The sequence below is a fragment of the Sulfitobacter sp. SBS6 genome (genome assembly GCF_048285585.1).
In the GTDB taxonomy this organism is placed as follows: domain Bacteria; phylum Pseudomonadota; class Alphaproteobacteria; order Rhodobacterales; family Rhodobacteraceae; genus Sulfitobacter; species Sulfitobacter pontiacus.
Genome location: NZ_JBLWBA010000005.1, coordinates 647 through 23,066, shown reverse-complemented (window position 1 = coordinate 23,066; position 22,420 = coordinate 647). Strand labels below are relative to the sequence as shown.

At 60.6% G+C, this 22,420-nt stretch carries 20 protein-coding genes; 7 read left to right on the top strand and 13 right to left on the bottom strand.

Going from position 1 to position 22,420, the window contains the following annotated elements:
* Positions 1-58: 58 nt before the first annotated feature.
* A complete protein-coding gene (locus ACNQ62_RS03480; protein WP_418094221.1) occupies positions 59-1,201 on the bottom strand; it encodes a deoxyguanosinetriphosphate triphosphohydrolase in 1,143 nt (380 codons plus the stop codon).
* A gap of 84 nt (positions 1,202-1,285) precedes the next feature.
* On the opposite strand from ACNQ62_RS03480, the gene ACNQ62_RS03475 reads away from it, so the two are divergent.
* The gene (locus ACNQ62_RS03475) at positions 1,286-1,609 is read left to right on the top strand and encodes a HesB/IscA family protein (protein WP_009824761.1); all 324 of its coding nucleotides are present in this window, start codon (positions 1,286-1,288) and stop codon (positions 1,607-1,609) included.
* An 83-nt stretch (positions 1,610-1,692) separates the two neighbouring features.
* Here ACNQ62_RS03475 and ACNQ62_RS03470 read toward each other — a convergent pair whose 3' ends face one another.
* Complete coding sequence (locus ACNQ62_RS03470) at positions 1,693-2,784, bottom strand: DUF6902 family protein (RefSeq protein ID WP_418094220.1); 1,092 nt, start codon at positions 2,782-2,784, stop codon at positions 1,693-1,695.
* 56 nt (positions 2,785-2,840) lie between these two features.
* Positions 2,841-3,071, bottom strand: coding sequence for a hypothetical protein (locus ACNQ62_RS03465; protein ID WP_418094219.1), 231 nt, complete (start codon positions 3,069-3,071; stop codon positions 2,841-2,843).
* A 349-nt stretch (positions 3,072-3,420) separates the two neighbouring features.
* Here ACNQ62_RS03465 and xth point away from each other — a divergent pair, with 349 nt between their 5' ends.
* The gene (gene xth, locus ACNQ62_RS03460) at positions 3,421-4,203 is read left to right on the top strand and encodes an exodeoxyribonuclease III (RefSeq protein ID WP_243250331.1); all 783 of its coding nucleotides are present in this window, start codon (positions 3,421-3,423) and stop codon (positions 4,201-4,203) included.
* A gap of 26 nt (positions 4,204-4,229) precedes the next feature.
* Here xth and ACNQ62_RS03455 read toward each other — a convergent pair whose 3' ends face one another.
* The 4 genes from ACNQ62_RS03455 to ACNQ62_RS03440 form a co-directional block, all read right to left on the bottom strand.
* Positions 4,230-4,814 (bottom strand): HNH endonuclease, encoded by a 585-nt coding sequence (locus tag ACNQ62_RS03455; protein ID WP_005853809.1) that lies wholly within the window; start codon positions 4,812-4,814, stop codon positions 4,230-4,232.
* Positions 4,815-5,027: 213 nt separating this feature from the next.
* Positions 5,028-5,693 carry an alpha/beta hydrolase gene (locus ACNQ62_RS03450; RefSeq protein WP_005853810.1) on the bottom strand — a complete coding sequence of 222 codons (666 nt, stop codon included), beginning with the start codon at positions 5,691-5,693 and terminating at the stop codon, positions 5,028-5,030.
* Positions 5,690-6,322 (bottom strand): DNA-3-methyladenine glycosylase family protein, encoded by a 633-nt coding sequence (locus tag ACNQ62_RS03445; protein ID WP_289081035.1) that lies wholly within the window; start codon positions 6,320-6,322, stop codon positions 5,690-5,692. The genes ACNQ62_RS03450 and ACNQ62_RS03445 overlap by 4 nt, the downstream gene beginning before the upstream one ends.
* Positions 6,319-7,077 carry a precorrin-6A/cobalt-precorrin-6A reductase gene (locus ACNQ62_RS03440; protein ID WP_418094218.1) on the bottom strand — a complete coding sequence of 253 codons (759 nt, stop codon included), beginning with the start codon at positions 7,075-7,077 and terminating at the stop codon, positions 6,319-6,321. Before ACNQ62_RS03440 ends, ACNQ62_RS03445 begins: the two co-directional genes overlap by 4 nt.
* 75 nt (positions 7,078-7,152) lie before the next feature.
* On the opposite strand from ACNQ62_RS03440, the gene ACNQ62_RS03435 reads away from it, so the two are divergent.
* The gene (locus tag ACNQ62_RS03435; protein ID WP_009824766.1) at positions 7,153-8,376 is read left to right on the top strand and encodes an MFS transporter; all 1,224 of its coding nucleotides are present in this window, start codon (positions 7,153-7,155) and stop codon (positions 8,374-8,376) included.
* A gap of 2 nt (positions 8,377-8,378) precedes the next feature.
* On the opposite strand, the gene ACNQ62_RS03430 is transcribed toward ACNQ62_RS03435, so the two are convergent.
* The 3 genes from ACNQ62_RS03430 to cysS form a co-directional block, all read right to left on the bottom strand.
* Positions 8,379-9,146, bottom strand: coding sequence for a squalene/phytoene synthase family protein (locus ACNQ62_RS03430; protein ID WP_418094217.1), 768 nt, complete (start codon positions 9,144-9,146; stop codon positions 8,379-8,381).
* 5 nt (positions 9,147-9,151) lie between these two features.
* A complete protein-coding gene (gene cimA / locus ACNQ62_RS03425; protein WP_243250344.1) occupies positions 9,152-10,768 on the bottom strand; it encodes a citramalate synthase in 1,617 nt (538 codons plus the stop codon).
* Between the two features lie 127 nt (positions 10,769-10,895).
* The gene (gene cysS / locus ACNQ62_RS03420) at positions 10,896-12,356 is read right to left on the bottom strand and encodes a cysteine--tRNA ligase (RefSeq protein ID WP_418094216.1); all 1,461 of its coding nucleotides are present in this window, start codon (positions 12,354-12,356) and stop codon (positions 10,896-10,898) included.
* Positions 12,357-12,581: 225 nt separating this feature from the next.
* Here cysS and ACNQ62_RS03415 point away from each other — a divergent pair, with 225 nt between their 5' ends.
* Positions 12,582-13,760, top strand: a complete 1,179-nt coding sequence (locus tag ACNQ62_RS03415) for a pyridoxal phosphate-dependent aminotransferase (RefSeq protein WP_132996504.1) — start codon at positions 12,582-12,584, stop codon at positions 13,758-13,760.
* A gap of 151 nt (positions 13,761-13,911) precedes the next feature.
* On the opposite strand, the gene ACNQ62_RS03410 is transcribed toward ACNQ62_RS03415, so the two are convergent.
* Positions 13,912-14,520 carry an outer membrane protein gene (locus ACNQ62_RS03410; protein WP_064216837.1) on the bottom strand — a complete coding sequence of 203 codons (609 nt, stop codon included), beginning with the start codon at positions 14,518-14,520 and terminating at the stop codon, positions 13,912-13,914.
* Between the two features lie 371 nt (positions 14,521-14,891).
* Here ACNQ62_RS03410 and ACNQ62_RS03405 point away from each other — a divergent pair, with 371 nt between their 5' ends.
* The gene (locus ACNQ62_RS03405; RefSeq protein ID WP_418094215.1) at positions 14,892-16,256 is read left to right on the top strand and encodes a phospholipase D-like domain-containing protein; all 1,365 of its coding nucleotides are present in this window, start codon (positions 14,892-14,894) and stop codon (positions 16,254-16,256) included.
* The gene (locus ACNQ62_RS03400; protein ID WP_418094214.1) at positions 16,253-16,960 is read left to right on the top strand and encodes an endonuclease/exonuclease/phosphatase family protein; all 708 of its coding nucleotides are present in this window, start codon (positions 16,253-16,255) and stop codon (positions 16,958-16,960) included. The genes ACNQ62_RS03405 and ACNQ62_RS03400 overlap by 4 nt, the downstream gene beginning before the upstream one ends.
* A gap of 99 nt (positions 16,961-17,059) precedes the next feature.
* On the opposite strand, the gene ACNQ62_RS03395 is transcribed toward ACNQ62_RS03400, so the two are convergent.
* Complete coding sequence (locus ACNQ62_RS03395; RefSeq protein ID WP_418094213.1) at positions 17,060-20,476, bottom strand: indolepyruvate ferredoxin oxidoreductase family protein; 3,417 nt, start codon at positions 20,474-20,476, stop codon at positions 17,060-17,062.
* A 118-nt stretch (positions 20,477-20,594) separates the two neighbouring features.
* On the opposite strand from ACNQ62_RS03395, the gene ACNQ62_RS03390 reads away from it, so the two are divergent.
* A complete protein-coding gene (locus ACNQ62_RS03390) occupies positions 20,595-21,065 on the top strand; it encodes an Lrp/AsnC family transcriptional regulator (protein ID WP_005853822.1) in 471 nt (156 codons plus the stop codon).
* 600 nt (positions 21,066-21,665) lie between these two features.
* Here ACNQ62_RS03390 and ACNQ62_RS03385 read toward each other — a convergent pair.
* Positions 21,666-22,420 (bottom strand): IS3 family transposase (locus ACNQ62_RS03385; RefSeq protein ID WP_418094212.1); only part of this gene is annotated, 755 nt, incomplete at its 5' end.

The window sequence follows — 22,420 nt, the reverse complement described above, 5'->3', positions numbered from 1 at the left end:
GGTTCCTTCGACTTGGCCCCGTGTATCACCTGAATATGCGCCCATAATCAAGGGCGGTTCAGCCTTTAACGATCAACCGCTCATGTTCCTGCAAAGCAAAGCGATCTGTCATCCCCGAGATATAGTCGCTGACGATCCGCGCAAGCGCCGTATCGCCGTCCGCGTCCTCTACATCCTTGCGCCATTGCTTGGGCAATTGGTCCGTATGCGCGCAGAAATAGGGGAACAGATCCTCGACCACCTGCGTCACCTGCTTGCGCATGATCACCACGGATGGCGCGCGATACATGCGGTCGAAAAGAAAGGCACGGATGACCTTGAGATCCTGGAAAACCGGATCGGAGAACTGGATCAACGTGCGCCCGGCCATGCGAATATCGGTGGCGGTTTCGGGCTTCATCTCGGCCAGACGGTGCCGCGCGACGCTGATCACGTCCTCCACCAGTACGCCAAAGAAACGGCGCAGCGCTTCGTGGCGGCGGCGATAGTAGTTCAGACCGGGATACAGCCTGTCCACGTCGGCGAAATTCTGCTTCAGGATCGGCAGTTCGGCCAGCTCGTCCGTCGAGAACAGCTCGGCCCGCAAACCGTCATGCAGGTCGTGGTGGTTATAGGCCACATCATCGGCAATCGCCGCTACCTGCGCCTCGGCACTGGCGAATGTCTCCAGCTCAAGGTCATGCTGACGCTCATAGGCCGCAAGTGCCCACGGCAGCTTTCCCGTCACCGGCCCGTTATGTTTGGCCAACCCCTCCAGCGTGTCCCAAGTCAGGTTCAGCCCGTCGAAATCCGCGTAGTGCCGCTCCAGATGGGTGACGATGCGGATGGCTTGGGCGTTGTGGTCAAACCCGCCATAGGGGGCCATCAAGGCTTCCAGCGCGTCCTCGCCCGTATGACCAAAGGGCGGATGCCCCAGATCATGGGCCAGGGCGACCGCCTCTGTCAGCTCGGCATTCAGACCCAACGCACCGGCGATCGTCCGCGCCACCTGCGCCACCTCGATCGAATGGGTCAACCGCGTGCGATAGTAATCGCCCTCATGTTCGATAAAGACCTGCGTCTTGTGCTTGAGCCGCCGGAAGGCGCTGGCGTGGATGATCCGGTCGCGGTCCCGCTGAAAGCAGGAACGAAAGGTGCTTTCCTCTTCCGGTATCAACCGTCCCCGGGTTAATGCCGGATCAGAGGCAAAAGAAGCGCGCATAGTCGGTGGTCCTTGTGGCCTGTCCTGCGGGTTTCTATATTGTAAGACAACACAGATGGAAACCGATCACACCGGAGCCCGAAAATGAACCTGCCCCCCCAAGTTACCCCGCGCGCCTTTGACCGCCTTGCCGAAATCGGTGCCGCCGCAGAGGGCAAAGCCCTGCGCGTCGCCGTAGAGGGCGGCGGCTGCTCCGGATTTCAGTATGACATCGCGCTGGATGATCCCAAAGACGATGACCTGATCCTTGAAGGGGCCGGCCAGAAAGTTGTGGTCGACAGCATCTCCCTGCCCTTTCTTGCCAATGCCGTCATCGACTTCTCGGAAGAGCTGATCGGCGCGCGGTTCGTGATCGAAAACCCCAATGCCACCAGCGCCTGCGGCTGCGGCACGTCTTTCTCGATGTAACAGGCGCCCGATACACGCGCCCGCTTCATTTTGCCAAAGTAAACTCCCGCCGGAGGCTGGCCTCATGCCCGCATGAGGCCATTCTAGTGCCGTCGCTGCACCATAGAAGCCACGGCCGGGATCGGTGCCCGCGCAAACCGCGCGAAAAACGCTTCAAATTGCGGGCAGGACGCCTCTGCCTCGGTCAGTATCTCTTGCGCCTCAGGGTCTAGCGCCCTCATGACCCGTCCACGCATAAGCGACCACTGCGCATGCCGCGTCTCTCCCATGTCAAAAAGCGCCGCCGATAGCGCCTGCAGCGCCCCATTAGGCGGGGTATAGCGGATGGCCACAGCCCCTTGTGGCACCGGTTGGCAAAATGCCGCCCCTCCGGACATCTGCGCGGCCCAGCCGGTCACCAGATAGGCGTGATACCCGTCCACCGGTCCGCCCCCCTGCTGCGGTACGATCCGGCAGGCACGCGCAGCGGACTGAACCGCATCCTCCCACAGTGCAGGTGCCGCAGCGCCTGCAAACCGGAGCGCGACACAAAGCTCGGCCAGCAGATCCATATCCTGATCAAGATACGCCAGAATACCGGCAAAATTCAGGCTTCTGATCGCTGTCGCCGGCAGTTGGGGGGCGCGCTGACCGTAGTCTGAAAGATAGAAAACGATATGTGCCAGCTCATAGGATGCTTTCTTGTTGGGCAGCGCAAAGGTTTCGGATCGCGTGAAAAACCGGCGCAAGCGGGATTGCAGGGCGTCATCGCGCGGCACGGACATCCGACGCGCTAGTAGGCGCTGCGCTTCGGCGCGTTGCAGGTCAGACAGTTCCCCATCCGCCAGCCGCATACGGGCGACCCAATGCACCAGCCGCTCCCCCGCGTCGCCGGGCAAGCCCAGATCCTCAAGGTCCAGCGCGAGGGACAGGAAAAAGCGGTAGTACTGCGGAAAAAAGCGGATCGTCTCTTCGATGTGGTCATAGAAGGATGCATAGGGCACCAGAGCGTCTGGCGTGACAGGCATGTCCGCGCTTGCCAGAATCCCCAGCCATTCCGCGTTTTCCTTCAACCAGAACACATCCCCCGCACGGCGTCGCTGCACCGCAAACATACGGCTGATCGCGGCGGTATCGGCGTGTTTGCGACCGCTATTGCGCGCACGCACGGATGACAGCGGTATAACATTCGACATAGGCCCCCCTTCGGCAAGAAACCCCTGCGCCGGTTCCAGCGCAGGGTGTGTTTGGATTAGCAGCCGGTGGTAAACAAACCGGTAAGCTCCCCAGTCGCCATGCCGCCTGCCTGCGGTCCCGACTGTAGCCCTGTGGTGAACAGCCCGGTGCCGTGGCCGCAATGGGGGTCTTGCCCTGCACGGATACAGCCGGTGGTATAAAACCCTGTCCCCGCCCCCTGATGGAGCGATGCCGTCGCGGCGTGAACATTCGGGAAAGCAGTTTCGACGTAAGCAATAGCGGTCATGAGTTTTCCTTTTTGACGTGATTTTGAAATCGGCAACTAAACCTCAAGCTGCACTCCTTTCATCAATCACCACCTCAGGGCTTTGACCTAGGCGACAAAAAGATCGCATTTTAACAATGTAAATCATCCACATGCGCTGCGTCTTTGATCCGGTTGAAACCACGCGACGATGCCGTGTTCTCCACAATAGCGACAATTTTAACGGAACGCTGGCAAAGCGCCCCGCGGCGGCGTAGGCACCGTCGGCTCACCTTCGAATCGCGGGCGAAACATGCCCAAACCGGTGCAGCCCCCTTGCCCCATATTGCGGTATGCGCGATAGCTGCGGGGACCAATGCAGGGGGCCGCCATGAAAATCGCCACGTTCAACATCAACGGGATCAAAGCGCGGATCGACGCCCTGCCCCAATGGCTCGACGAAGCGCAGCCCGACGTCGCCATTCTGCAAGAGATCAAATCCGTCGACGAAGGCTTCCCGCGCGAGCTGTTCGAGGATCGCGGCTATAACGTGGAGACCCACGGGCAGAAATCCTTTAACGGCGTCGCGATCCTGTCAAAGCTTCCGCTTGAGGATGTGACCCGTGGCCTGCCCGGGGACGACAGCGACGAACAGGCGCGCTATATCGAGGCAACGGTCGTTGGCGATCATTCTTCGGTTCGGCTTTGTGGGTTGTATCTGCCCAACGGCAACCCCGCACCGGGCCCGAAGTACGATTACAAACTGGCGTGGATGCAGCGTCTTGAAGACCGTGCGCGCACACTCTTGGCCGAGGAAACACCGTTTCTGCTGACCGGCGACTTCAATATCATCCCCCAAGCCGAAGACGCGGCAACGCCGGATGCCTGGCGTGAAGATGCGCTGTTTCGCCCTGAATCCCGCGCCGCCTGGCGACGTCTGCTGGCCCTTGGCTTGACAGAGGCGTTCCGCGCACGGACCCAAGGACCGGGGCATTACAGCTTTTGGGATTATCAGGCAGGCGCGTGGAACCGCAACAACGGCATCCGTATCGACCATTTCCTGCTTAGCCCTGCCATCGCGGACAGCCTGCGCGACTGCCAGATCGACAAGGATGTACGCGGACGCGAGAAACCCTCCGATCACGTGCCCGTCTGGGTGGAGCTTGACCTCTAACGCGGACGCACAAGCGCGGCCCTAGATCACGCCTGAAGCTCGGCGTCCCAATAAAGAAAATCCATCCAGCTATCATGCAGGTAGTTGGGCGGGAATTTCCGGCCCATATTGCGCAGATCCTCGGCTTGCGGCTGACGCGGTGGTTTGCGCAGCTGAAACCCGGTCTGGTGCAGCGCCTTGGACCCTTTTTTCAGATTGCACGGGCTACACGCCGCAACGACGTTCTGCCAGCTTGTGATACCGCCCGCCGCACGGGGCACCACGTGGTCAAAGGTCAGATCCCCCCGTGCACCGCAATACTGGCAGCAGAATTCGTCCCTCAGAAATAAATTAAAGCGCGTGAAGGCCACGCGCTTTTGAGGTTTGACGTAATCTTTGAGAACGACCACCGACGGGATGCGAATTTGCATCGACGGGCTGTGAACATAGTCGTCATATTCAGCGACGATATCCACCCGATCCAGCCATTTGGCCTTCACCGCTTCCTGCCAGGGCCACAGCGACAACGGATAGTAGGACAAGGGCCTGTAATCCGCGTTCAGCACAAGGGCCGGTTTGTTTTTCAGCCCTGCCGGGCTTCGGGTGAATTCAGTTCTAAAGTCGCCGTCCATTGTTCGATAGCCCCTTGCCGTTCCGCGTCCGGTCCAGCGGGACAGCCCCGCTGATGCTTTCGACTATATCTCGTGGTTTGCATCTGACAAGTCGCAAACGGGTACAAGATGTCGCAGAATGCGTAAGCTGATTACGTAACAGGCATGTGACGGAAACGGTCAATCCGGCCGGGGCCTTCCTGCGGGTCGCGCATGCGCCCGCAGGGAATGGGATCAAAGACCCAGTTTGTCGCGCATAAAGGCCAGCGCCACGCTCAGCCCGTCGGGGGCGATTCCGTGGCCTGTACCCTTCATGATATGGGCGAAAACGTCCGTCCATCCGGCCTCTTGCAAGGTTTCGGCGGCCTGTGGCAGGGATTGCGGCGGGACAACATCGTCGGCGTCGCCGTGCACCAGCAAGACCGGAGGGCGCACGACCGCTTCGTCTTTCAGGCTCTCGGGCGACAGCAAACGCCCCGAAAACGCGACAACACCGGCCACAGCATCTTCGCGGCGCGGCGCGACATGCAGCGCCATCATCGTACCTTGGGAAAAGCCAAACAGCACGACCTGTTCGGGCAGCAGATCTTCGTCCACCATCAGCGCATCGAGAAAGGCGTTCAGGTCGTCGACCGCCTGCATCATCCCGCGTTCGGCTTCTTCCTCAGAGGAGTTATCGATCCAGGGAATCGGGAACCACTGGAACCCCATGGGCGCACCGGCACAGGCTTCGGGCGCATCGGGGGCCACGAACAGCGTGTCGGGCAGATGTTCCCCCAACGGGTCGGCAAGCCCCAGCAGATCGGCACCATTCGCGCCATAGCCATGCAGGAACACGACGGCAGACCGCGTTTCCCCCGAGACCGGTTCGCGGCGCTCTGCGTTTAGTACTCGTGTCATGAAATCCCTTCCCGTTGTTTTGCCACGCGGTAGTACGAAAACAGGATGCGGGCTGCAACCGATCGCCAGGGCGACCAGTCCTGCGCCATGTCCGCAAGCTGCTTCGGCTTTGGTCGCTGGGGCAGATCAAACAGGATTTTCGCGGCCTCTTGCAAGGCCAGATCGCCCTGCGGCAGGATATCGGCGCGGCCTAGCGAAAACATCGCATAGATCTGCGCCGTCCACAGCCCGACACCGGGCACCGCGGTCAGCGTGTCAATCACCACCGCATCCGGTGCGCCCCTCAAGGCGGTATAGTCGATCCCGGCCTCGGCCAAGGCCAACGCATAGCGGATTTTCTGGCGGCTCAGCCCCGCCGCGCGCAGGCCATCCTCGCCCGCGGTGAGTATCGCCGTCTCATGGGTCAGTCCCGCCGCATCCATCTTGGCACGCATGGCATTTGCCGACGCGACAGAGACTTGCTGGCTGATGATCGCCCCGATCAACGCGTCAAACCCGTCCGCACGCAATCGCAGAGGCAAAGGGCCAGTCGCGGCCAAGGCGGTAGCAAACTGGGGCACATGCGCAGCGAGCCAATCCGCCCCTTCGGCGACATCCGCGTCGCCAGTGATAATCCGTCCGATGCTCATCCGGCTGTGCCCCCCGTTGTCAGCGTCTCGACCCAGCAGATCGCCGCATCCGGCGCGGCGAGAACCTGCGCGCCGACGGGGGCCGCCGGACGGTCGATGGCAATCACCCGCAGACCCATCGCGCACGCTGCGTCCAGTTTGGGGCGGCTTGGCACGCCACCGACGTTGCGCAGAACCAGCGTATCGATCTGCAAGGCGCGAAACAACGCCTCCTCCGCCGCCTGAGTGAAGGGCGGCTGGCCATAGACGGCTTCGGCAAAGGGGGGCAGCTTGGTTCGGGCCTGCGCGTTGGTCTGCCGCAGATAAAGCCGCGCGCCTGCGAAGGGGGCGTAATCCTCCACCGTCCCGCGCCCCGTCGCGGCAAAGACCCGTGCTTGGGGTCGGATCATCCGTGCCGCCGCCGCGACCGACGCGGCCCGTTCAACCGGTGCCGCGATGTCCCACATGGGCCGCAGGACACGCAGATAAGGCAGCCCCAACCGCGCGGTGGCGTCAAAAGCGATCTGCGAAATATCCGCGTCAAACCCGTGCCCTGCGTCCAGCACCGCAGTAAGCTCTTGGGCGCGCAGGTAGGCTGCCATCTCATCCACGGTGCCCGGCGACCAGATCTCGGACGGTACGGCCAGCGGGCCAAAGCTGCGCTCCTCCCGCCTTAACACCGCCCGTGCACAGACGTCAGAGGCCGCCATCGCAGCGGCGATCTCATGCGCTTCGGCGCTGCCAGCAATCAGCAGAATATGGGGGCCCTGGTTCATGGCGCGACCATCGTTGACCCCGCCGCGGGACGCAAGGCCCTTGCAGCCCCTCAAAGCCCGGTCTACGCATTCACCATGACAGTGATTGATGACACCCGCGCCAAGCGCAACGTCGCCGTGCTGGTGACCGCGCAGGCCTTTCTTGGCAGCCAGATGCCGATGTATTTTGTGGTCGGCGGATTGGCGGGGCAACAGCTGTCGCCGAACGTCTGCCTCGCGACATTGCCGATCTCTATGATCGTCTTCGGGTCGATGACCACGGCCCCGTGGCTGTCGACGGTGATGCAACGCTTTGGCCGTCGCGCGGGCTTTGTGGCGGGCGCATTTGGCGGGATGACGGGGGCCGCGCTTTGCGCCTATGCCCTGACGATTCAGAGTTTCATGACCTTCCTGCTGGGCAGCTATCTGATCGGCATCTACATGTGCTCGCAAGGGTTTTTCCGCTTTGCAGCGACGGACACCGCATCTGACGCGTTCCGGCCCAAGGCGATTTCCTATGTCATGGCGGGCGGGCTGATCTCCGCCATCATCGGGCCGCAGCTGGTGGGGTTTCTGACCGGAGCAAACGGCGATGCGACGATGATGCGGTTTTTCCCGGTCTACCTCGCCGCGATTGCGCTGAACGCTGTGGGCATGGTGCTTTTCGCCTTCCTCAACATCCCCAAGCCGCCCGTGCCGGCCGTGGATGCCCCCAAGGGCCGCACCCGGATGGAGCTTTTGAAGACCCCGCGCATCGCCGTCGCTGTGATCTGCGGCATGGTATCCTATGCGCTGATGAACCTTGTCATGACCTCGACGCCGCTGGCGGTTGTGGGCTGCGGCTATGACATCGTGGATGCGTCCCATGTGGTCACAGGCCACGTTCTGGCGATGTATGCGCCATCGTTTTTCACCGGCCACCTGATCGCGAAATTCGGGGTCGAAAAGATCCTCGGCCTTGGCATCGCGATCCTTGCGGGGGCCGGTGTGGTCGCGCTGCAGGGGGTGGAGCTGAACAACTTCTACATCGCGCTGATCCTGCTGGGGATCGGCTGGAACTTCGGCTTTATCGGTGCCACATCCATGCTGGCCGGTGCCCATGAACCGCACGAGCGTGGCCGCATGCAAGGTCTGAACGATCTGCTGGTGTTTGGCGGGGTGACCTTTGCGTCGCTGTCAAGCGGCGGGCTGATGAACTGCTCGGGCGGCAACCCCGTCGAAGGCTGGGCCGCCGTCAATATCGCGATGATCCCGTTTCTGGTGCTGGCAGGCGGGTCGCTGATCTGGCTGATGCTGCGGCAACGAAGCGCGCGGGTCTAGCGTTACCAACGCCCCGACAAAGCCCGCCACGACAGGGCGACATCATTCATCGGCGGCAGCTCTCCGGCGCTGACACGCCCGGGGGCGGCGATGGCCGCGCTCAGCACCTTGTCTGCCGCGCCGACGCTATACATCGCCGGTCGCGCCGTTTTCGAGATCTTGCCACGGTTGGCCCGCGCCTGTCGCAACCGCGCCCGCGCCTTTTGGGCCAGCGCCACAACGCCAGCGTCGGTGCCATCCAACAACGGCACACGCCCCTGCTCTACCAGCTGCGGGATCGCGTGCAGCCAAGCCGCCACCCCCGCCCCATAGGCCGCATCGCGCACCGTGGCCTCTTCCGCTGGTCCCAAAGCCCGCGCGGCCACCCACATCAGATGGCCCGCGGTCTGGTCGATATAGGCGTCGAAATGGGCGGCATCTTCAAAGGCGTCGCGGTAGATATCCCACCGCCGCGCGGCGGCCAGCGTGTCCAGCAACACCGCGTCTTCGGGCGAGATGGCCAGTGCAAGGGGCGTCGCAACCTCGTGCCGCCGCACAACGCCACGGTTCGCGATCTCGTCACAGACATCGCGCCACCACTGCAAACGCATCTCGGCGATCATGGTTTCCTGCGTCACCCAAGGCGCGCGCGCCACCTCGATATTAAAGGCATAAAGCGGGAACAACACACGGCGTGCGGCCACAGGGGCGGCCATGCTGGCGCGAAAGCGCAGCGGATCGGCACGCTCGATAATAGCCGCGCAGGCGCTTAGATCGGCATCAAATTCCATGGGTCCTATCCCTTGCGGTCGCGGATCAGCTTCCAGCGGATCGCGTCCAACAGTGCTTCGAAAGACGCATCGACGATGTTGGCCGACACACCCACAGTAGACCAGCGCCGCCCCTGCCCGTCTTCGCTGTCGATGATCACCCGCGTCACCGCCTCTGTGCCACCTTGCGTGATCCGCACCTTGAAATCTACCAGATGCATATCCTCCAGCAGCGCCGAGTACTGCCCCAGATCCTTGACCAGCGCCTTGCTGAGCGCGTTCACCGGCCCGCGGTCGCAGCCTTCGGCATCCATGCTCTCGCTCACCGACAGACGTTTCTCGCCATCCACCTTCACGACGACAACCGCTTCTGACAGGCTGACCATCTGGTCGTATTTGTTTTTGCGCCGCTCGACGGTCACACGATAGCGTTTTACCTCGAAGAGATCCGGCATCTGCCCCAGAGCTTTACGCGCCAGCAGCTCAAAGCTGGCCTGAGCGGTGTCATAGCTATAACCTTCGGCCTCGCGCGCCTTCACCTCGTCAAGGATCTGCCCCAAGGCCGGATCCCCCTTGGCGATGGTCAAGCCCGCACTTTCAAGGCGCCGGCGCAGGTTTGACTGGCCCGCCTGGTTCGACATGGGAATGATGCGCGTGTTGCCGACCAGCGCGGGGTCGATGTGTTCATAGGTGGACGGGTCTTTCAGGATCGCGCTGGCATGCAGCCCCGCCTTATGCGCAAAGGCCGACGACCCGACAAAGGCCGCCTGTTTGGTCGGCACCCGGTTCAAGATCTCGTCCAGCGCACGGCTGATCTGGGTGAGGTTCGCCAGACCATCTAGCGGTATTCCCGTGTCGAACCGGCTGGCATAGGGCTCTTTCAGCAGCAAAATCGGGATCAGCGTGGTCAGGTTGGCATTACCGCAGCGTTCGCCCAAGCCGTTCAACGTGCCCTGTATCTGCCGCGCGCCCGCATCAATGGCGGCCAGCGAACAGGCGACCGCGTTCTCGGTGTCGTTATGGGTATGGATACCCAGGTGATCGCCGGGGATACCTGCGGCGATCACCTCGGCTGTGATGCGCCCGACCTCGGCGGGCATGGTGCCGCCATTGGTATCACAAAGCACGATCCACCGCGCGCCCGCCTCATAGGCCGCCTTGATCGCGGTCAGCGCATAATCGGGATTGGCGCGGTAGCCGTCAAAGAAATGCTCCGCATCGAACAGCGCCTCGCGGCCCTGCGCCACCAGATGCGCGATGGATTTCGTGATATTATCCGTGTTCTCGTCCAGCGTAATCCCGAGCGCTGCCGAGACGTGAAAATCATGGGTCTTTCCCACCAAGCAGACCGTCCGCGTGCCCGCATTCATCACCGCCGCCAGCACATCATCGTTCTGCGCCGACATGCCGTTGCGCTTGGTCATGCCAAAGGCCGTCATCTTCGCCCGCGTGGTCGGTGCCGCGTCGAAAAAGGCACTGTCCGTCGGGTTCGCGCCGGGCCAGCCGCCCTCGATGTAATCCACCCCCAGCGTATCGAGCGCGCTGGCAATCGTGATCTTTTCGGCGGTCGAGAATTGCACCCCTTGGGTCTGCTGCCCGTCGCGCAAAGTCGTGTCATACAGATAAAGGCGTTCGCGGGTCATAGGCTGCGCCCTTTCAGTTGCTCACTCTTGAGGTCGTGCACTTCGCACGACCAGCCCCCGTCCGCCCCCACGGGCGGGGGCTTCGCCCCAACCCTCGGCCGGGGGCTGGTCTGCGTTGTGATATGGGTCATTTGATGGCCTTAAGTTTCGAGCGGTCAAAATCTACTTGCGGTTCGATTGTTACCTCATTCGCGGACATTCGAACCGAAAAACCAGCCAAATCCAATTGCGTCTTCAGATGATCGAGCTCTGTAAAATCTTTGGTCTCTTTTGCAACGGTCCGGACTTCCTCCAGTTTCGAAGCAAGCTTGTTCAAATCCCTTTTAATATCCGAACGTTCGGCAACCTTGGTCTCAAGTACGCTCCATGAGTAAAAACCAAGAAACACTAGATCTCGCGCCAGTTGGCTCGCGTTATTTCTATCCCTGAGGGTCTTCAACACGCCGAGCGCGCCGTAGGTATCCAAGTCACGCGCCAGAGCTGAAATTATTTCGGGGCTTGGATCGAGTTCACGAGCTTTCTCAAGACTGACTGGAAACTCTTCGTAGCCTTCGAGTGTACTAATGTAGCCAAACAGGGTTGCTTCTGCTTCCACTTGTTTCTCAACCGTCCAGTCCATCGGCTTGCGGTAATGCGTGCTGAGCATGACGAAACGGATCACCTCTCCCGGAACGCCTTGATCCAGAAGATCGCGTACGGTGAAGAAGTTACCAAGCGATTTGGACATCTTCTTGCCCTCGACCTGCAGCATCTCGTTATGCAGCCAGTAGCGCGCCATCTCATCGGTGCCATTGGCGCAGCAGCTTTGGGCGATCTCGTCCTCGTGGTGCGGGAATTGCAGGTCCAGACCGCCGCCATGGATGTCAAAGACATGGGGCTGGCTCTTCGCCTCATCCGACAGACGGTCCTGACGCAGGGGCTCTTTCCACAGCAGCTCGTCCGCCATGGCGGAACATTCGATGTGCCAGCCGGGGCGGCCACGGCCCCAGGGGCTGTCCCACCCCGGCGTCGCGTCGTCCGATGGCTTCCAAAGTACGAAATCCATCGGGTTACGCTTGTAGGGCGCAACCTCGACCCGCGCGCCGGCAATCATATCGTCGACCGACCGGCCCGATAGCGCGCCATAGGCCTTGTAGCTTTCGACAGAGAACAGCACATGCCCCTCGGCCGCATAGGCGTGGCCCTTGGCAATCAGATCCTCAATCATCGCGACCATCTGCGGAATATAAGCGGTGGCGCGTGGCATGTGGTCGGGCTCAAGCGCGCCGACTTCGGCCATATCGTCCAGAAACCACTGGGTTGTCTCGGCGGTGATCTCTCCGATCGACCGCCCGCTTTGTGCTGCGCGCGCGTTGATCTTGTCATCCACATCCGTGAAGTTGCGCACATAGGTCACATGGGCGTCGCCATAGACATGGCGCAGCAACCGGTTGAGCACGTCAAACACGATGACGGGGCGCGCATTGCCCAGATGGGCGCGGTCGTACACCGTCGGCCCACAGACATACATCCGCACGTTTTTATCATCAATCGGGGTGAAATCCTCGCGTTTGCGGGTTTTCGTGTTGTGCAGCTTGATCGTGGTCATGGCGCGTCCTTACGCAAGGATTGCGCGGGCATGGCACTGAAATCTCGGGAAGAAAACGATGTGAGCAAGCCCGCCGGAAGGTCTTAGCAGGTAATACAGCAAATAATGAGTGGCATCATCTTCATGCCGTCTGCGTAGCCCGACCCGCCACTGGCGGTCAAGCCTGATTGACAAATCAACCATGCTCTGCGCCCCTGCGTCTTCAAGTTACGAGGGAGAGACGGCATGCAACTATCATCGCGCATCACAGGGCTGCTTGGCGGCGGATCAGACGGCTGGGGCGTTTTCCTGCGCGCCCGCCAGATGATTGAACAGGGTACGCAGGTGACAGAGCTGACGATTGGCGAACATGACATCCGCACCGCCGCACCGATCCTGCAAGATATGCACCGCGCCGCTTTGGCCGGTCACACAGGGTATGCGGCCATCCCCGGCACCACGGGTCTGCGCGATGCCGTGGCTGCGCGGTTGCAGGAACGTACCGGCGTGCCGACGACGCGAGACAATGTGCTGATCACGCCGGGCGGTCAAAGCGCGCTGTTTTCAGCGCATATGGCGACCTGTAACCCCGGCGATACAGCGCTTTATATCGATCCCTATTACGCCACCTACCCCGGCACGATCCGCGGTGTCAGCGCCCTGCCCCATGCGATCGCCGCCCGTGCGGAAGATGCGTTCCAGCCCCGTGCGGACGTGATTGCCGCCGCTGCGAAACAGACCAACGCGGCGTCGCTGTTGGTGAATTCGCCCAACAACCCCACCGGCGTTGTCTATTCCCGCAAGACGCTTGAAGGCATCGCGCAGGTCTGTCGCGATCACGACATGTGGCTGATCTCGGACGAGGTGTATGACACGCAGGTCTGGGAGGGCGCGCATCTCTCGCCACGCGCATTGGACGGGATGGCGGAGCATACTCTGGTCGTGGGGTCGATGTCGAAAAGCCACGCGATGACCGGCTCGCGCTGCGGCTGGATCGTCGGGCCCGTGGATGCGATCGAGCATCTGACCAATCTGGCGACCCATACGACCTATGGTGTGCCCGGATATATCCAGGACGCGGCGCTGTTCGCGCTGAACCAAGGTACCGGTTTCGAGACAGAGATCGCTGCCCCGTTCCAGCGCCGCCGTCTGCTGGCGCAGGATATTCTTGCGCGACAGAACGCCGTCAGCCTCGTACCCGCCCAAGGCGCGATGTATCTGATGCTGGATGTGCGCAGCACCGGTATGAGTGGCGAGGATTTCGCCTATGCGCTGCTGGAAAAACACCACATCGCAGTGATGCCCGGCGAAAGCTTCGGGACGGCAGCGGCAGGCCATATCCGCGTGGCGATGACCATCGAGGACACGCGCTTTGCCCAAGCGTTGGCGACAGTATGCGACTTCGCGGAAAGCCTCGCCGCCTGACGAAAGCGTCGCGCGACCGCAGTTACCAACATACGAAAAAGGCCGGAGGATCATCCTCCGGCCTTTTTGACTGGCACATTATTATTTCCTGCCGAGAGCACCGTTATGCGACGCCCTCGGCAGATACACCGCCAGTTGTCAGCGTGTCAGCTTAGAAGCGGTAGGAACCACGGATGTTGAATGTGGTTACGTCCGCGTCGTCACCGGAAACACCGTTTACGTCGTCAAACTTGTGCTCAAGCAGTTCTGCGCCAACGCTGTATTGCTCGGTGATTTTGTAATCCATGCCGATACCGTAGAAGGCACCGTCTTCGTCACCCAAGGATGTGTCGGCACGAGCGTAACCGCCGGTTGCGTAGATCAGAGTGTTGCCCAGATCGTAGCCACCTTTGATTTTCGCACGAGCAACGGAGTCGATGGAACCCGCGTCTGCGCCCAGACCGTCTTCCAGGTCGATGTCGGTTTTGTCGTAGTCAAGCTCACCGCCCAATACGAAGCGACCGAAGTCGTAGTTGTAACCTGCGTGGAAACCATAGGAACCGTTGTCGCCGTCGATATCACCATCGATTTCAGCGTCGGAATAGCCCAGTTGCAGACCGGTGTAGAAGCCTGTCCAGTCGCCACCCAGGTCGGGTGCAGGAACAGGTGCGGTCATCACGGGCTCAACCACTGGCTCTGCCAGGCTACCGGCGTATGTTGCGCCAGCGAATGCTGTGGATGCCAGAACGGCTGCGGATGCAAGTTTCATAGTGCGTTTCATAATCGTAACTCCTCGATCAGTTTGTACCGGAGCGGGCGCTTCCCGCTTCATCGACACAACACGGCAGCTAAGATCTGGTTTCGGGATTTCCCAATCACGGGTTGGTGATCGGAAAATTGTTGCTCAAATGCACGGCGTCTCGGCGGCCCGTCGCCGCTATTAACCCTTTTTACCAAGGCCAAAACGCAGTTCCGCGGAGATGCGCCAAAATCACCCGAAATTAAATTTTCAAGAAGATGGAACAATCTGCCCGCAGGCTGCAGCAGGAATCCCGCGAAAATGCTGCAAAAAGTGGCGTTTACCCCCCTATGTGCTAGGTAGCGATGCGGCGCGGATGACAGCATGTCCGGCATAATCGAGGCGAAACGACCATGATCGAATTCTTCATTACCCATATAGAGGTCGTTGGCGTCATCCTTTTGACCCTCGGCGTGGCCTTCATCCTGCTTCAGCAGCGCCGCAGCCCACAATCAACTGCCGCCTGGATCCTGTTTCTGGTGGTGATGCCCTATGTCGCCGCGCCCTTGTTCTTGGCGCTTGGCTTTCGCAAACAGGGCAAACGCTACGAGCCAATCATCTTTACCCAGAAAGAAGACCCGCAAACGCCCGTGCATGCGCTGGACGAGATGTTCCAGAGCTTCAACCTGCCCCCCGCGCTGGAAGCACAGCGACTGAACCTGCATGACACACCCCAAACCGCCTATGCCGCCGCGATGGAGGTGATCGAGAGCGCGACACAGACGATTGATGTGCTGTTCTATATCGTCTCGGACGATGACACCGGCAATCACGTGGTTGACGCCCTGACCGAAAAAGCCCGCAGCGGCATCAAGGTGCGCCTGCTGATGGACCGGCTTGGCACCTTGCGCGGCCCCTCCAAGGCGGTCAAGGCGCTGCGCAAGGCCGGCGGCGAGGTGCTGTTCTTTTCGCCGATCCTGCAACTGCCCAGCAGTGGCCACCTAAACCTGCGCAACCATCGCAAGATGATCATCGCCGATCATGCCCGTGTCTTTTCAGGCGGAATGAACATTGGCGAACACTATATGTCAGACCACCCCCATAGCGATCATTGGGTTGATCTGGCCTTCACCCTTGAGGGGCAATCGGTACAGACATTCTGCGATGTCTTCCGCTCGGACTGGGAAGTCGCCTGTGGTGAAGACGTGGATCATATCATAACGCCCGCCCCTACCACCGCGGGTAATGCCACGGTGCAGCTGATCCCCTCGGGCCCTGATATTATCGAAGACCCGCTGCACGACGGGATCATTCGCGCGCTGCATCTGGCGAAAACCCGTATCTGGATCGCCACCCCCTATTTCGTCCCGACCGAGCCGCTGGCCAATGCGCTGCGCATCGCGGCGCTGCGCGGCGTGGATGTGCGTATTCTGGTGCCGCAGAAGTCGAACCAGCATATCGCGGACTTCGCCCGTGGCGGCTATCTGCGCGATGCGCATACCGCAGGGGCCAAGGTCAAATACTTTGAACCTGCGATGATCCACGCGAAAGCCGCGCTGATTGACGATGTGGGGCTTGTGGGCACGGCAAATTTCGACGTGCGCAGTATGCTTTTGAACTTTGAGGCGATGTTGTTCGTTTATGATGCACGCAGCGTGTCAACCCTGTCGGACTGGTTCACGGCCCGCGAGGCGGACTGCCACGAGAATATGCCAAGCCCGCATTTGCCCCGCCGTCTGGCCGAGGGCGTCTTTCGCATAGGAGCACCGATCTTGTGACCCACCGCCCCCTTCGCATCGCCAGCTATAACATGCGCAAGGCCATGGGCACTGACCGCAAACGCGATCCCGCCCGCATCCTGCGCGTGATCCAGACGCTCGCGGCGGATATCGTCGTGCTGCAAGAGGCCGACATGCGCCTTGGCCCCCGCCCCTCGGCGCTGCCCATGGATCAGGTGACGGCGCAGACCGGTTTGATCGCGGTGCCTGTCCCCAGTGAGGTCAGCATCGGCTGGCATGGCAACGCCGTCTTGCTGCGCCCCAAGGCAGAGCTGATCGAGGTCAAACACCTGAACCTGCCGGGGATGGAGCCGCGCGGTGCGATGGTGGTGGATTTCGACCTGCGCGATATCCCGCTGCGCATCATTGCCACCCATCTGGGGCTGATGCGCCGGTCGCGGCGCGCTCAGCTTTCCGCGCTCATCGCCCATCTGGATGCGCAGTCCAAACGTCCGACGTTGATCGCGGGCGATATGAATGAATGGTCGCTGAACGTCGGGCTTGGGCGTCTGGCGCATCACTTTGACATCTATGCACCGGGTAAAAGCTATCACGCGCGCCTGCCTTTGGCCGCACTGGATCGCATCGCGGTGGATGACGCGCTGCATGTGATTGACGGTGGCGTCTGCGAGACTGACGATGCGCGCCGCGCCTCGGACCACCTGCCCATCTGGCTGGATTTCGCGCGTTCTACCGATCAGTAGAACGCGCGAATTCAGCTAACTTATCAGGTGAGGATTTTAACCTAAACCACTGATAACCAATACACAAACGCCATACTTAAACCAATTTATGAAGTGCCGTCAGAGCAATTTCCGCAGCCGCGCCTCCTCTGCGCGCGCCTGTTCGATAGCGGCGTGTTTCACCGGACCATAGCCCCGAATATCCATCGGCAGTGCCAGCAGCTCTTGTACCGTCTTAACCGTTGACTCGTCGGTCTTGGCGGGCAGCTCTGCCAGCAAGGCTTCGTACCAGCGGATCAGCGCCACCTCTTCACGACGTTCCCGGGTGTAGGAAAACACATCCAGCGCCGTGCCCCGTAGCGGACGCAGCTTTGACAGTGCGGTCAATACCGGCGTGAACCATGCACCGAACGCGCGCTTGACGGGCCGCCCCCGCGCGTCCTTGCGCAGGGACACGATCGGTGGGGCCATGTGGTAGTTGATCTTGAACCCCGGCTCGAACTCCTGCGCCAGCATTTCGGCAAAGGCAGGATCGCGGTGCAGCCGCGCGACCTCGTATTCATCCTTGAACGCCATCAGTTTGAACAGGGCCTTAGCCGCGACCTCTGTCAGCGCGTCGGCATTGGCGGCGGGCAAGGCGGCGCTGAACTGCGCAAGCCTGTCGCGGTAGCGCTGCGCGTAACTGTCGTTTTGATAGACCCGCAACCGGTCGGCCCGATCCGCGATCAACGCGGCGCAGTCCAAATCTGGCTGTTCGCTCGACGGCAGGGCCAGCGCGTCAGGCGTTTCGGCCATCACGCGGCCCAGATCAAAGGCGCGATGATTCTTGTCGATAGCCACGCCGTTCAACACGACCGCCTGCCGCAGCGCGCCGTGGGACACGGGCACCAGCCTTTTCTGCCACGCGAAGCCCAGCATGATCATATTGGCAAAAACCGTATCGCCCAGAAACCGTTCTGCCATCGCATTGGCATCGAAACCGGCAAGGTTTTCACCCCCCACGGTATCACGGATCACACTCTCGCGCTGGTCGGTGTGCAGCTGCGCGTCACGGTGCAATACCAGATCTCCCGTGGGCATTTCTGCGAGGTTCAGCACCACCTTGGTCGCGGGCCCGTAGTAGACCGACGCCTGCGCGGCAGAGGAAACGACGATATCGCAGCCAATCACCGCATCCGCCGCCCCGTGATCAATGCGCACCTGATGGATCGCATCAGGGCGCGCGCCGATCCGGATAAAGCTAAGCACCGTGCCGAACTTCTGCGCGAAGCCGGTGAAATCCAGCACGCTGGCCCCCTTGCCCTCCAGATGCGCGGCCATGGTGATCAGCGCGCCGACCGTGATCACGCCGGTGCCGCCCACGCCTGTGACCAACAGATCAAAGGGCGCATCAAGGCCGGGCAGTTCGGGACGCGAGATACCCGCCAGCAGCGCGTCCACGTCGACCTCTGCCCCGGTTTTCTTGCGCCGCACCGCCCCTTCAAGGGTGACGAAGCTGGGGCAGAACCCGTTCAGACACGAGAAATCCTTATTGCAGCTAGACAGGTTGATCTTGCGCTTGCGGCCCAGATCCGTCTCTAGCGGCTCGATGCTCAGACAGTTGCTTTCAAGCGAGCAATCGCCGCAGCCCTCGCATACAGCGGGGTTGATCAAGGCAAAGCGTTTGGGGTCCTCCATCTGCCCGCGCTTGCGGCGGCGGCGTTTCTCGGTGGCGCAGGTCTGTTCGTAGATCAGCACCGACACGCCTTTGACCTCGCGCAGTTCGCGCTGCACGGTGTCCATCTCTTCACGCGGGTGAAAGCTGGTGCCTTGGGGGAAATCGCCGCGGTCGAATTTGTCGATCACATCCGACACCAAGGCGATGCGCTGGACCCCTTCTGCACGACAGGCCTGCGCGATTCCGGTCACGCTGATCGGCCCATCTACAGGTTGCCCGCCGGTCATGGCCACCGCGTCGTTATAGAGGATCTTATAGGTGATATTCGTCCCCGCCGCGACAGCCTGCCGAATGGCGAGCGACCCTGAATGGTACCACGTGCCCTCGCCCAAGTTCTGGAACAGGTGTTTGCCGCCGTTGAACTTTGAGGCCACCACATGCGGCACACCCTCGCCGCCCATCTGCGCATAGCCACCGGTTTCGCGGTCCATCCACCCCGCCATGACGTGGCAACCGATGCCCGATGCGGCTTGCGACCCCTCGGGCAGCTTGGTCGAGGTGTTATGCGGGCATCCCGAACAGAAATATGGCGTGCGTTTTGCCCCCGGCACATTCAGCAGGACAGGAGGCTTTTCCGTCAGCGCGCGCGCTTTTTGCGGCAGGTTTTCATCAGGGAAGAACGCGTCCAACCGCTCGGCCACCACGGGCACCAGCGCCAGCGGGCTTAACTCGCCGGTCCAGGGCAGCAGCGGATCACCTGCCGCGCGGTGTTTGCCGACCATGCGACCGGGCTTGTGCCCCGGCCAGTCGTAGAAATATTCCTTGAGCTGGCTTTCGATGATGCCGCGCTTTTCCTCGATCACCAGCACTTCTTCCGTGTCGGCAACAAAGGCCAGCGCATCACGCCGCGCCAAGGGCCAGACCATGCCGACTTTGTAGATATCGATGCCAAGACGGCGGCAGGCGGCTTCGTCCAGACCCAGCAGACGCAGCGCCTCCATCAGATCCAGATGGCCCTTGCCGGTGGTGACGATGCCAAAGGTGGCATTGTCCAGATTATAGATACGCCTGTCGATCGGGTTGGCCTCGACAAAGGCTTCGACGGCGCTGAGCTTATGCTGCAACCGGGTCTCGATCTCGGGGCTTGGCATGTCCGAGCGGCGCACATGCAGCCCGCCGGGCGGTGGCGTGATCTGGGGCAGCGTAAACGCGCGGTCGGGCTGCAACGCCACCGATTGCCCGCTTTCCACCGTCTCGGAAATCGCTTTGAACCCGACCCATGTGCCGGAAAAGCGGCTTAGCGCGAGCCCATAGGCCCCGAATTCAAGAAACTCTCCCACATTCGCGGGATTCAGCGTCGGCATCATCCAGGTCATAAAGGCGACATCCGATTGATGCGGCATGGACGACGACACACAGCCGTGATCATCCCCCGCCACAACCAGCACGCCCCCCTTGGGCGAAGAGCCATAGGCGTTGCCGTGGCGTAGCGCGTCCCCCGACCGGTCCACCCCCGGCCCCTTGCCATACCACATGGAGAATACACCCTCGACCTCGCAATGGGGATCAAGCACAGCCTGCTGCGCCCCCAGAACCGCCGTGGCGCCGAGGTCTTCGTTCACCGCGGGCATAAAGGTGATGTTGTTGTCCTTGGTCACATCCCGTGCGCGCCACAGCTCAAGATCGACCGCGCCCAATGGCGACCCGCGATACCCCGAGATAAACCCAGCGGTGTTCAGCCCCTGCTGCTTATCACGCCGCGCCTGATCCAACATGATCCGCACCAGCGCTTGGGTGCCGGTCAAAAACACCGTTCCTTCTGTGCGCGTGTAGCGGTCGGATAAGGCATAGGGGTAAAAATCGTGGGTTTCTTTGGTCATGATGGCAATCCTTGGCTGTCTTGACCATCAAACCACGTTTCCGTGAAATATCTGCCCCCTCTTGCGCCTGCACGCGGAATAAACGAATGTTTTATTCAGCATATAGGGGATTGATGAAATGTCTGACCAAATGCGCTTTGACGACCGCGACCGCAAGATACTGGAGCTGTTGCAGCGCGACTGCCGCATCTCGAACGCCGATCTGGCAGAGCGGGCCGGCATGTCCGCCTCCGCCTGCTGGCGGCGGGTGAAAGCCTTCGAGGACGCTGGCGTGATCGAACGCTACCGTGCGGATGTGTCCCCGACCAAAGCGGGCAACAGCTTTCAGGCGCTGGTGCAGGTGCAGCTTGCGCGTCACAATCAGGAAAAGCTGGCCGAGTTCATCAAAGCCATCGCGCACCGCGCCGAGGTGCTGGAATGCTATGCCACCACCGGACAGGCCGACTACCAAATGCGCGTCCTCTGCCGCGACATCGCCGCCTATAATCGCTTTCTCGAAGACTTCCTGTTCCGCCTCCCCGCCGTCGAAAGCGCGCAAACCAACGTGGTCCTGCGCGAGATCAAACGGAATACGAGCATTCCGATGTGATTTCGGGCCACCGGTGCCAGGACACGTATTGCGGTCACGTCCCCGCAACCCTAGCGGGCGTATAGAGTCACGATTTCTGGACCGTTAAACGTCGCATAGCTATGGGCATTAAAATTGGATTGCAAGATTCTGCAAATTACATCCACGCTTCATATATTTCATCATAAAATATGTATTGGCAAAACCTAAAATTGGATAGACCTAATATCGACGCCAAATAATACGCTGTTATCGTCATAAAAATCGATATTGGAATTACTCCACGAATAGCCGACACTCAGAGCCACATTCTTATGAACCTGGCTTTTTACATTAACAGCGTATTGATCGTCTTCCCGCTCAGTACCGAAATGATATCCACCACCCGAATTGCCATATGAAATCGAAAATGTGGTCTTTCGCTTCATTACAGGGCGTGTGATCGATGCGGATGCCCCCCATCGTGAGGTTTGCTTTCCGTCAATTTCCTCGCCCCAACTCACACCCGCATAGATTGCGCCCACATCTGCGACCGCGCTAAGCACGCCGGCGTTAACGTAGGCTGTTGATTGTCACCGAGAACTGACCCGGCGGGGGTGCGGACAAAAACTTGGACTGTTTTCACGGCATAAGGCCGAGGCTTTTACGATATTCGATTGGGCTTCTGCCACCAAGGGACATCTTGATGCGTGTTTCGTTATACCAGCGGATGTAGGCGTCAACCTCGTCAACAAACTGGGCCGCGGTGAAGGCCCGCCAATCACGAGGATAGAAGAACTCAGTCTTGAGGCGTCCAAAGAAGCCTTCACAGGCGGCATTGTCTTGCGAGCTCGCCTTTCGCGACATCGACCGAACCAGCTTTGCCGCGTCTATACGTTCCAGCCAGCCAGGCCAGCGATAGTGGCCGCCGCGATCGCTATGGACTACGGGCCGCGCTTCGCTGTCAGCGATGGTTTCTACCGCTGCATCAAGCATGGTGTTCACAAGATCGGCGTCCGGTCTGGTCCCAATGGTCCAACTTATGACGAGGCCGTCGAAGCAATCAATGATCGGGGAAAGATAAACTTTTCCCGCTCGGATGTGGAACTCCGTGATGTCCGTTAGCCATTTCCCATTTGGGGCGGCCGCCTGGAATTCCCGGTTGATAATATTCTTCGGCGCAGGGCTAATCTCACCAAGATATGAGCTGTAACGCCGCCGCTTAGGCTTTGGGACGATCAAAGCTTCCTGTTTCATTAGGCGCCGCACCACTTTCTCGGAGATCGAGATAGAATTCCGCGTCATACAGGCTTTGAGGCGACGGTAGCCGTAGCAGCGATGGTTGCTTTCGAAGGCCTCCTTCATGGCGTGTCGAATGGGAAGATACTTATCTTCCA

Bases quoted from the DNA above. Each gene is read 5' to 3' on its own strand.
- ACNQ62_RS03475 (WP_009824761.1), top strand. From the start codon at position 1,286: ATGAACCTGCCCCCCCAAGTTACCCCGCGCGCCTTTGACCGCCTTGCC.
- ACNQ62_RS03445 (WP_289081035.1), bottom strand. From the start codon at position 6,322: ATGAGCATCGGACGGATTATCACTGGCGACGCGGATGTCGCCGAAGGG.
- ACNQ62_RS03395 (WP_418094213.1), bottom strand. From the start codon at position 20,476: ATGACCAAAGAAACCCACGATTTTTACCCCTATGCCTTATCCGACCGC.
- ACNQ62_RS03410 (WP_064216837.1), bottom strand. From the start codon at position 14,520: ATGAAACGCACTATGAAACTTGCATCCGCAGCCGTTCTGGCATCCACA.
- ACNQ62_RS03430 (WP_418094217.1), bottom strand. From the start codon at position 9,146: ATGGAATTTGATGCCGATCTAAGCGCCTGCGCGGCTATTATCGAGCGT.
- ACNQ62_RS03450 (WP_005853810.1), bottom strand. From the start codon at position 5,693: ATGACACGAGTACTAAACGCAGAGCGCCGCGAACCGGTCTCGGGGGAA.
- ACNQ62_RS03470 (WP_418094220.1), bottom strand. From the start codon at position 2,784: ATGTCGAATGTTATACCGCTGTCATCCGTGCGTGCGCGCAATAGCGGT.
- ACNQ62_RS03455 (WP_005853809.1), bottom strand. From the start codon at position 4,814: ATGGACGGCGACTTTAGAACTGAATTCACCCGAAGCCCGGCAGGGCTG.
- ACNQ62_RS03405 (WP_418094215.1), top strand. From the start codon at position 14,892: ATGATCGAATTCTTCATTACCCATATAGAGGTCGTTGGCGTCATCCTT.
- ACNQ62_RS03390 (WP_005853822.1), top strand. From the start codon at position 20,595: ATGTCTGACCAAATGCGCTTTGACGACCGCGACCGCAAGATACTGGAG.
- ACNQ62_RS03440 (WP_418094218.1), bottom strand. From the start codon at position 7,077: ATGAACCAGGGCCCCCATATTCTGCTGATTGCTGGCAGCGCCGAAGCG.
- ACNQ62_RS03435 (WP_009824766.1), top strand. From the start codon at position 7,153: ATGACAGTGATTGATGACACCCGCGCCAAGCGCAACGTCGCCGTGCTG.
- ACNQ62_RS03480 (WP_418094221.1), bottom strand. From the start codon at position 1,201: ATGCGCGCTTCTTTTGCCTCTGATCCGGCATTAACCCGGGGACGGTTG.
- ACNQ62_RS03415 (WP_132996504.1), top strand. From the start codon at position 12,582: ATGCAACTATCATCGCGCATCACAGGGCTGCTTGGCGGCGGATCAGAC.
- xth (WP_243250331.1), top strand. From the start codon at position 3,421: ATGAAAATCGCCACGTTCAACATCAACGGGATCAAAGCGCGGATCGAC.
- ACNQ62_RS03465 (WP_418094219.1), bottom strand. From the start codon at position 3,071: ATGACCGCTATTGCTTACGTCGAAACTGCTTTCCCGAATGTTCACGCC.
- cimA (WP_243250344.1), bottom strand. From the start codon at position 10,768: ATGACCCGCGAACGCCTTTATCTGTATGACACGACTTTGCGCGACGGG.
- cysS (WP_418094216.1), bottom strand. From the start codon at position 12,356: ATGACCACGATCAAGCTGCACAACACGAAAACCCGCAAACGCGAGGAT.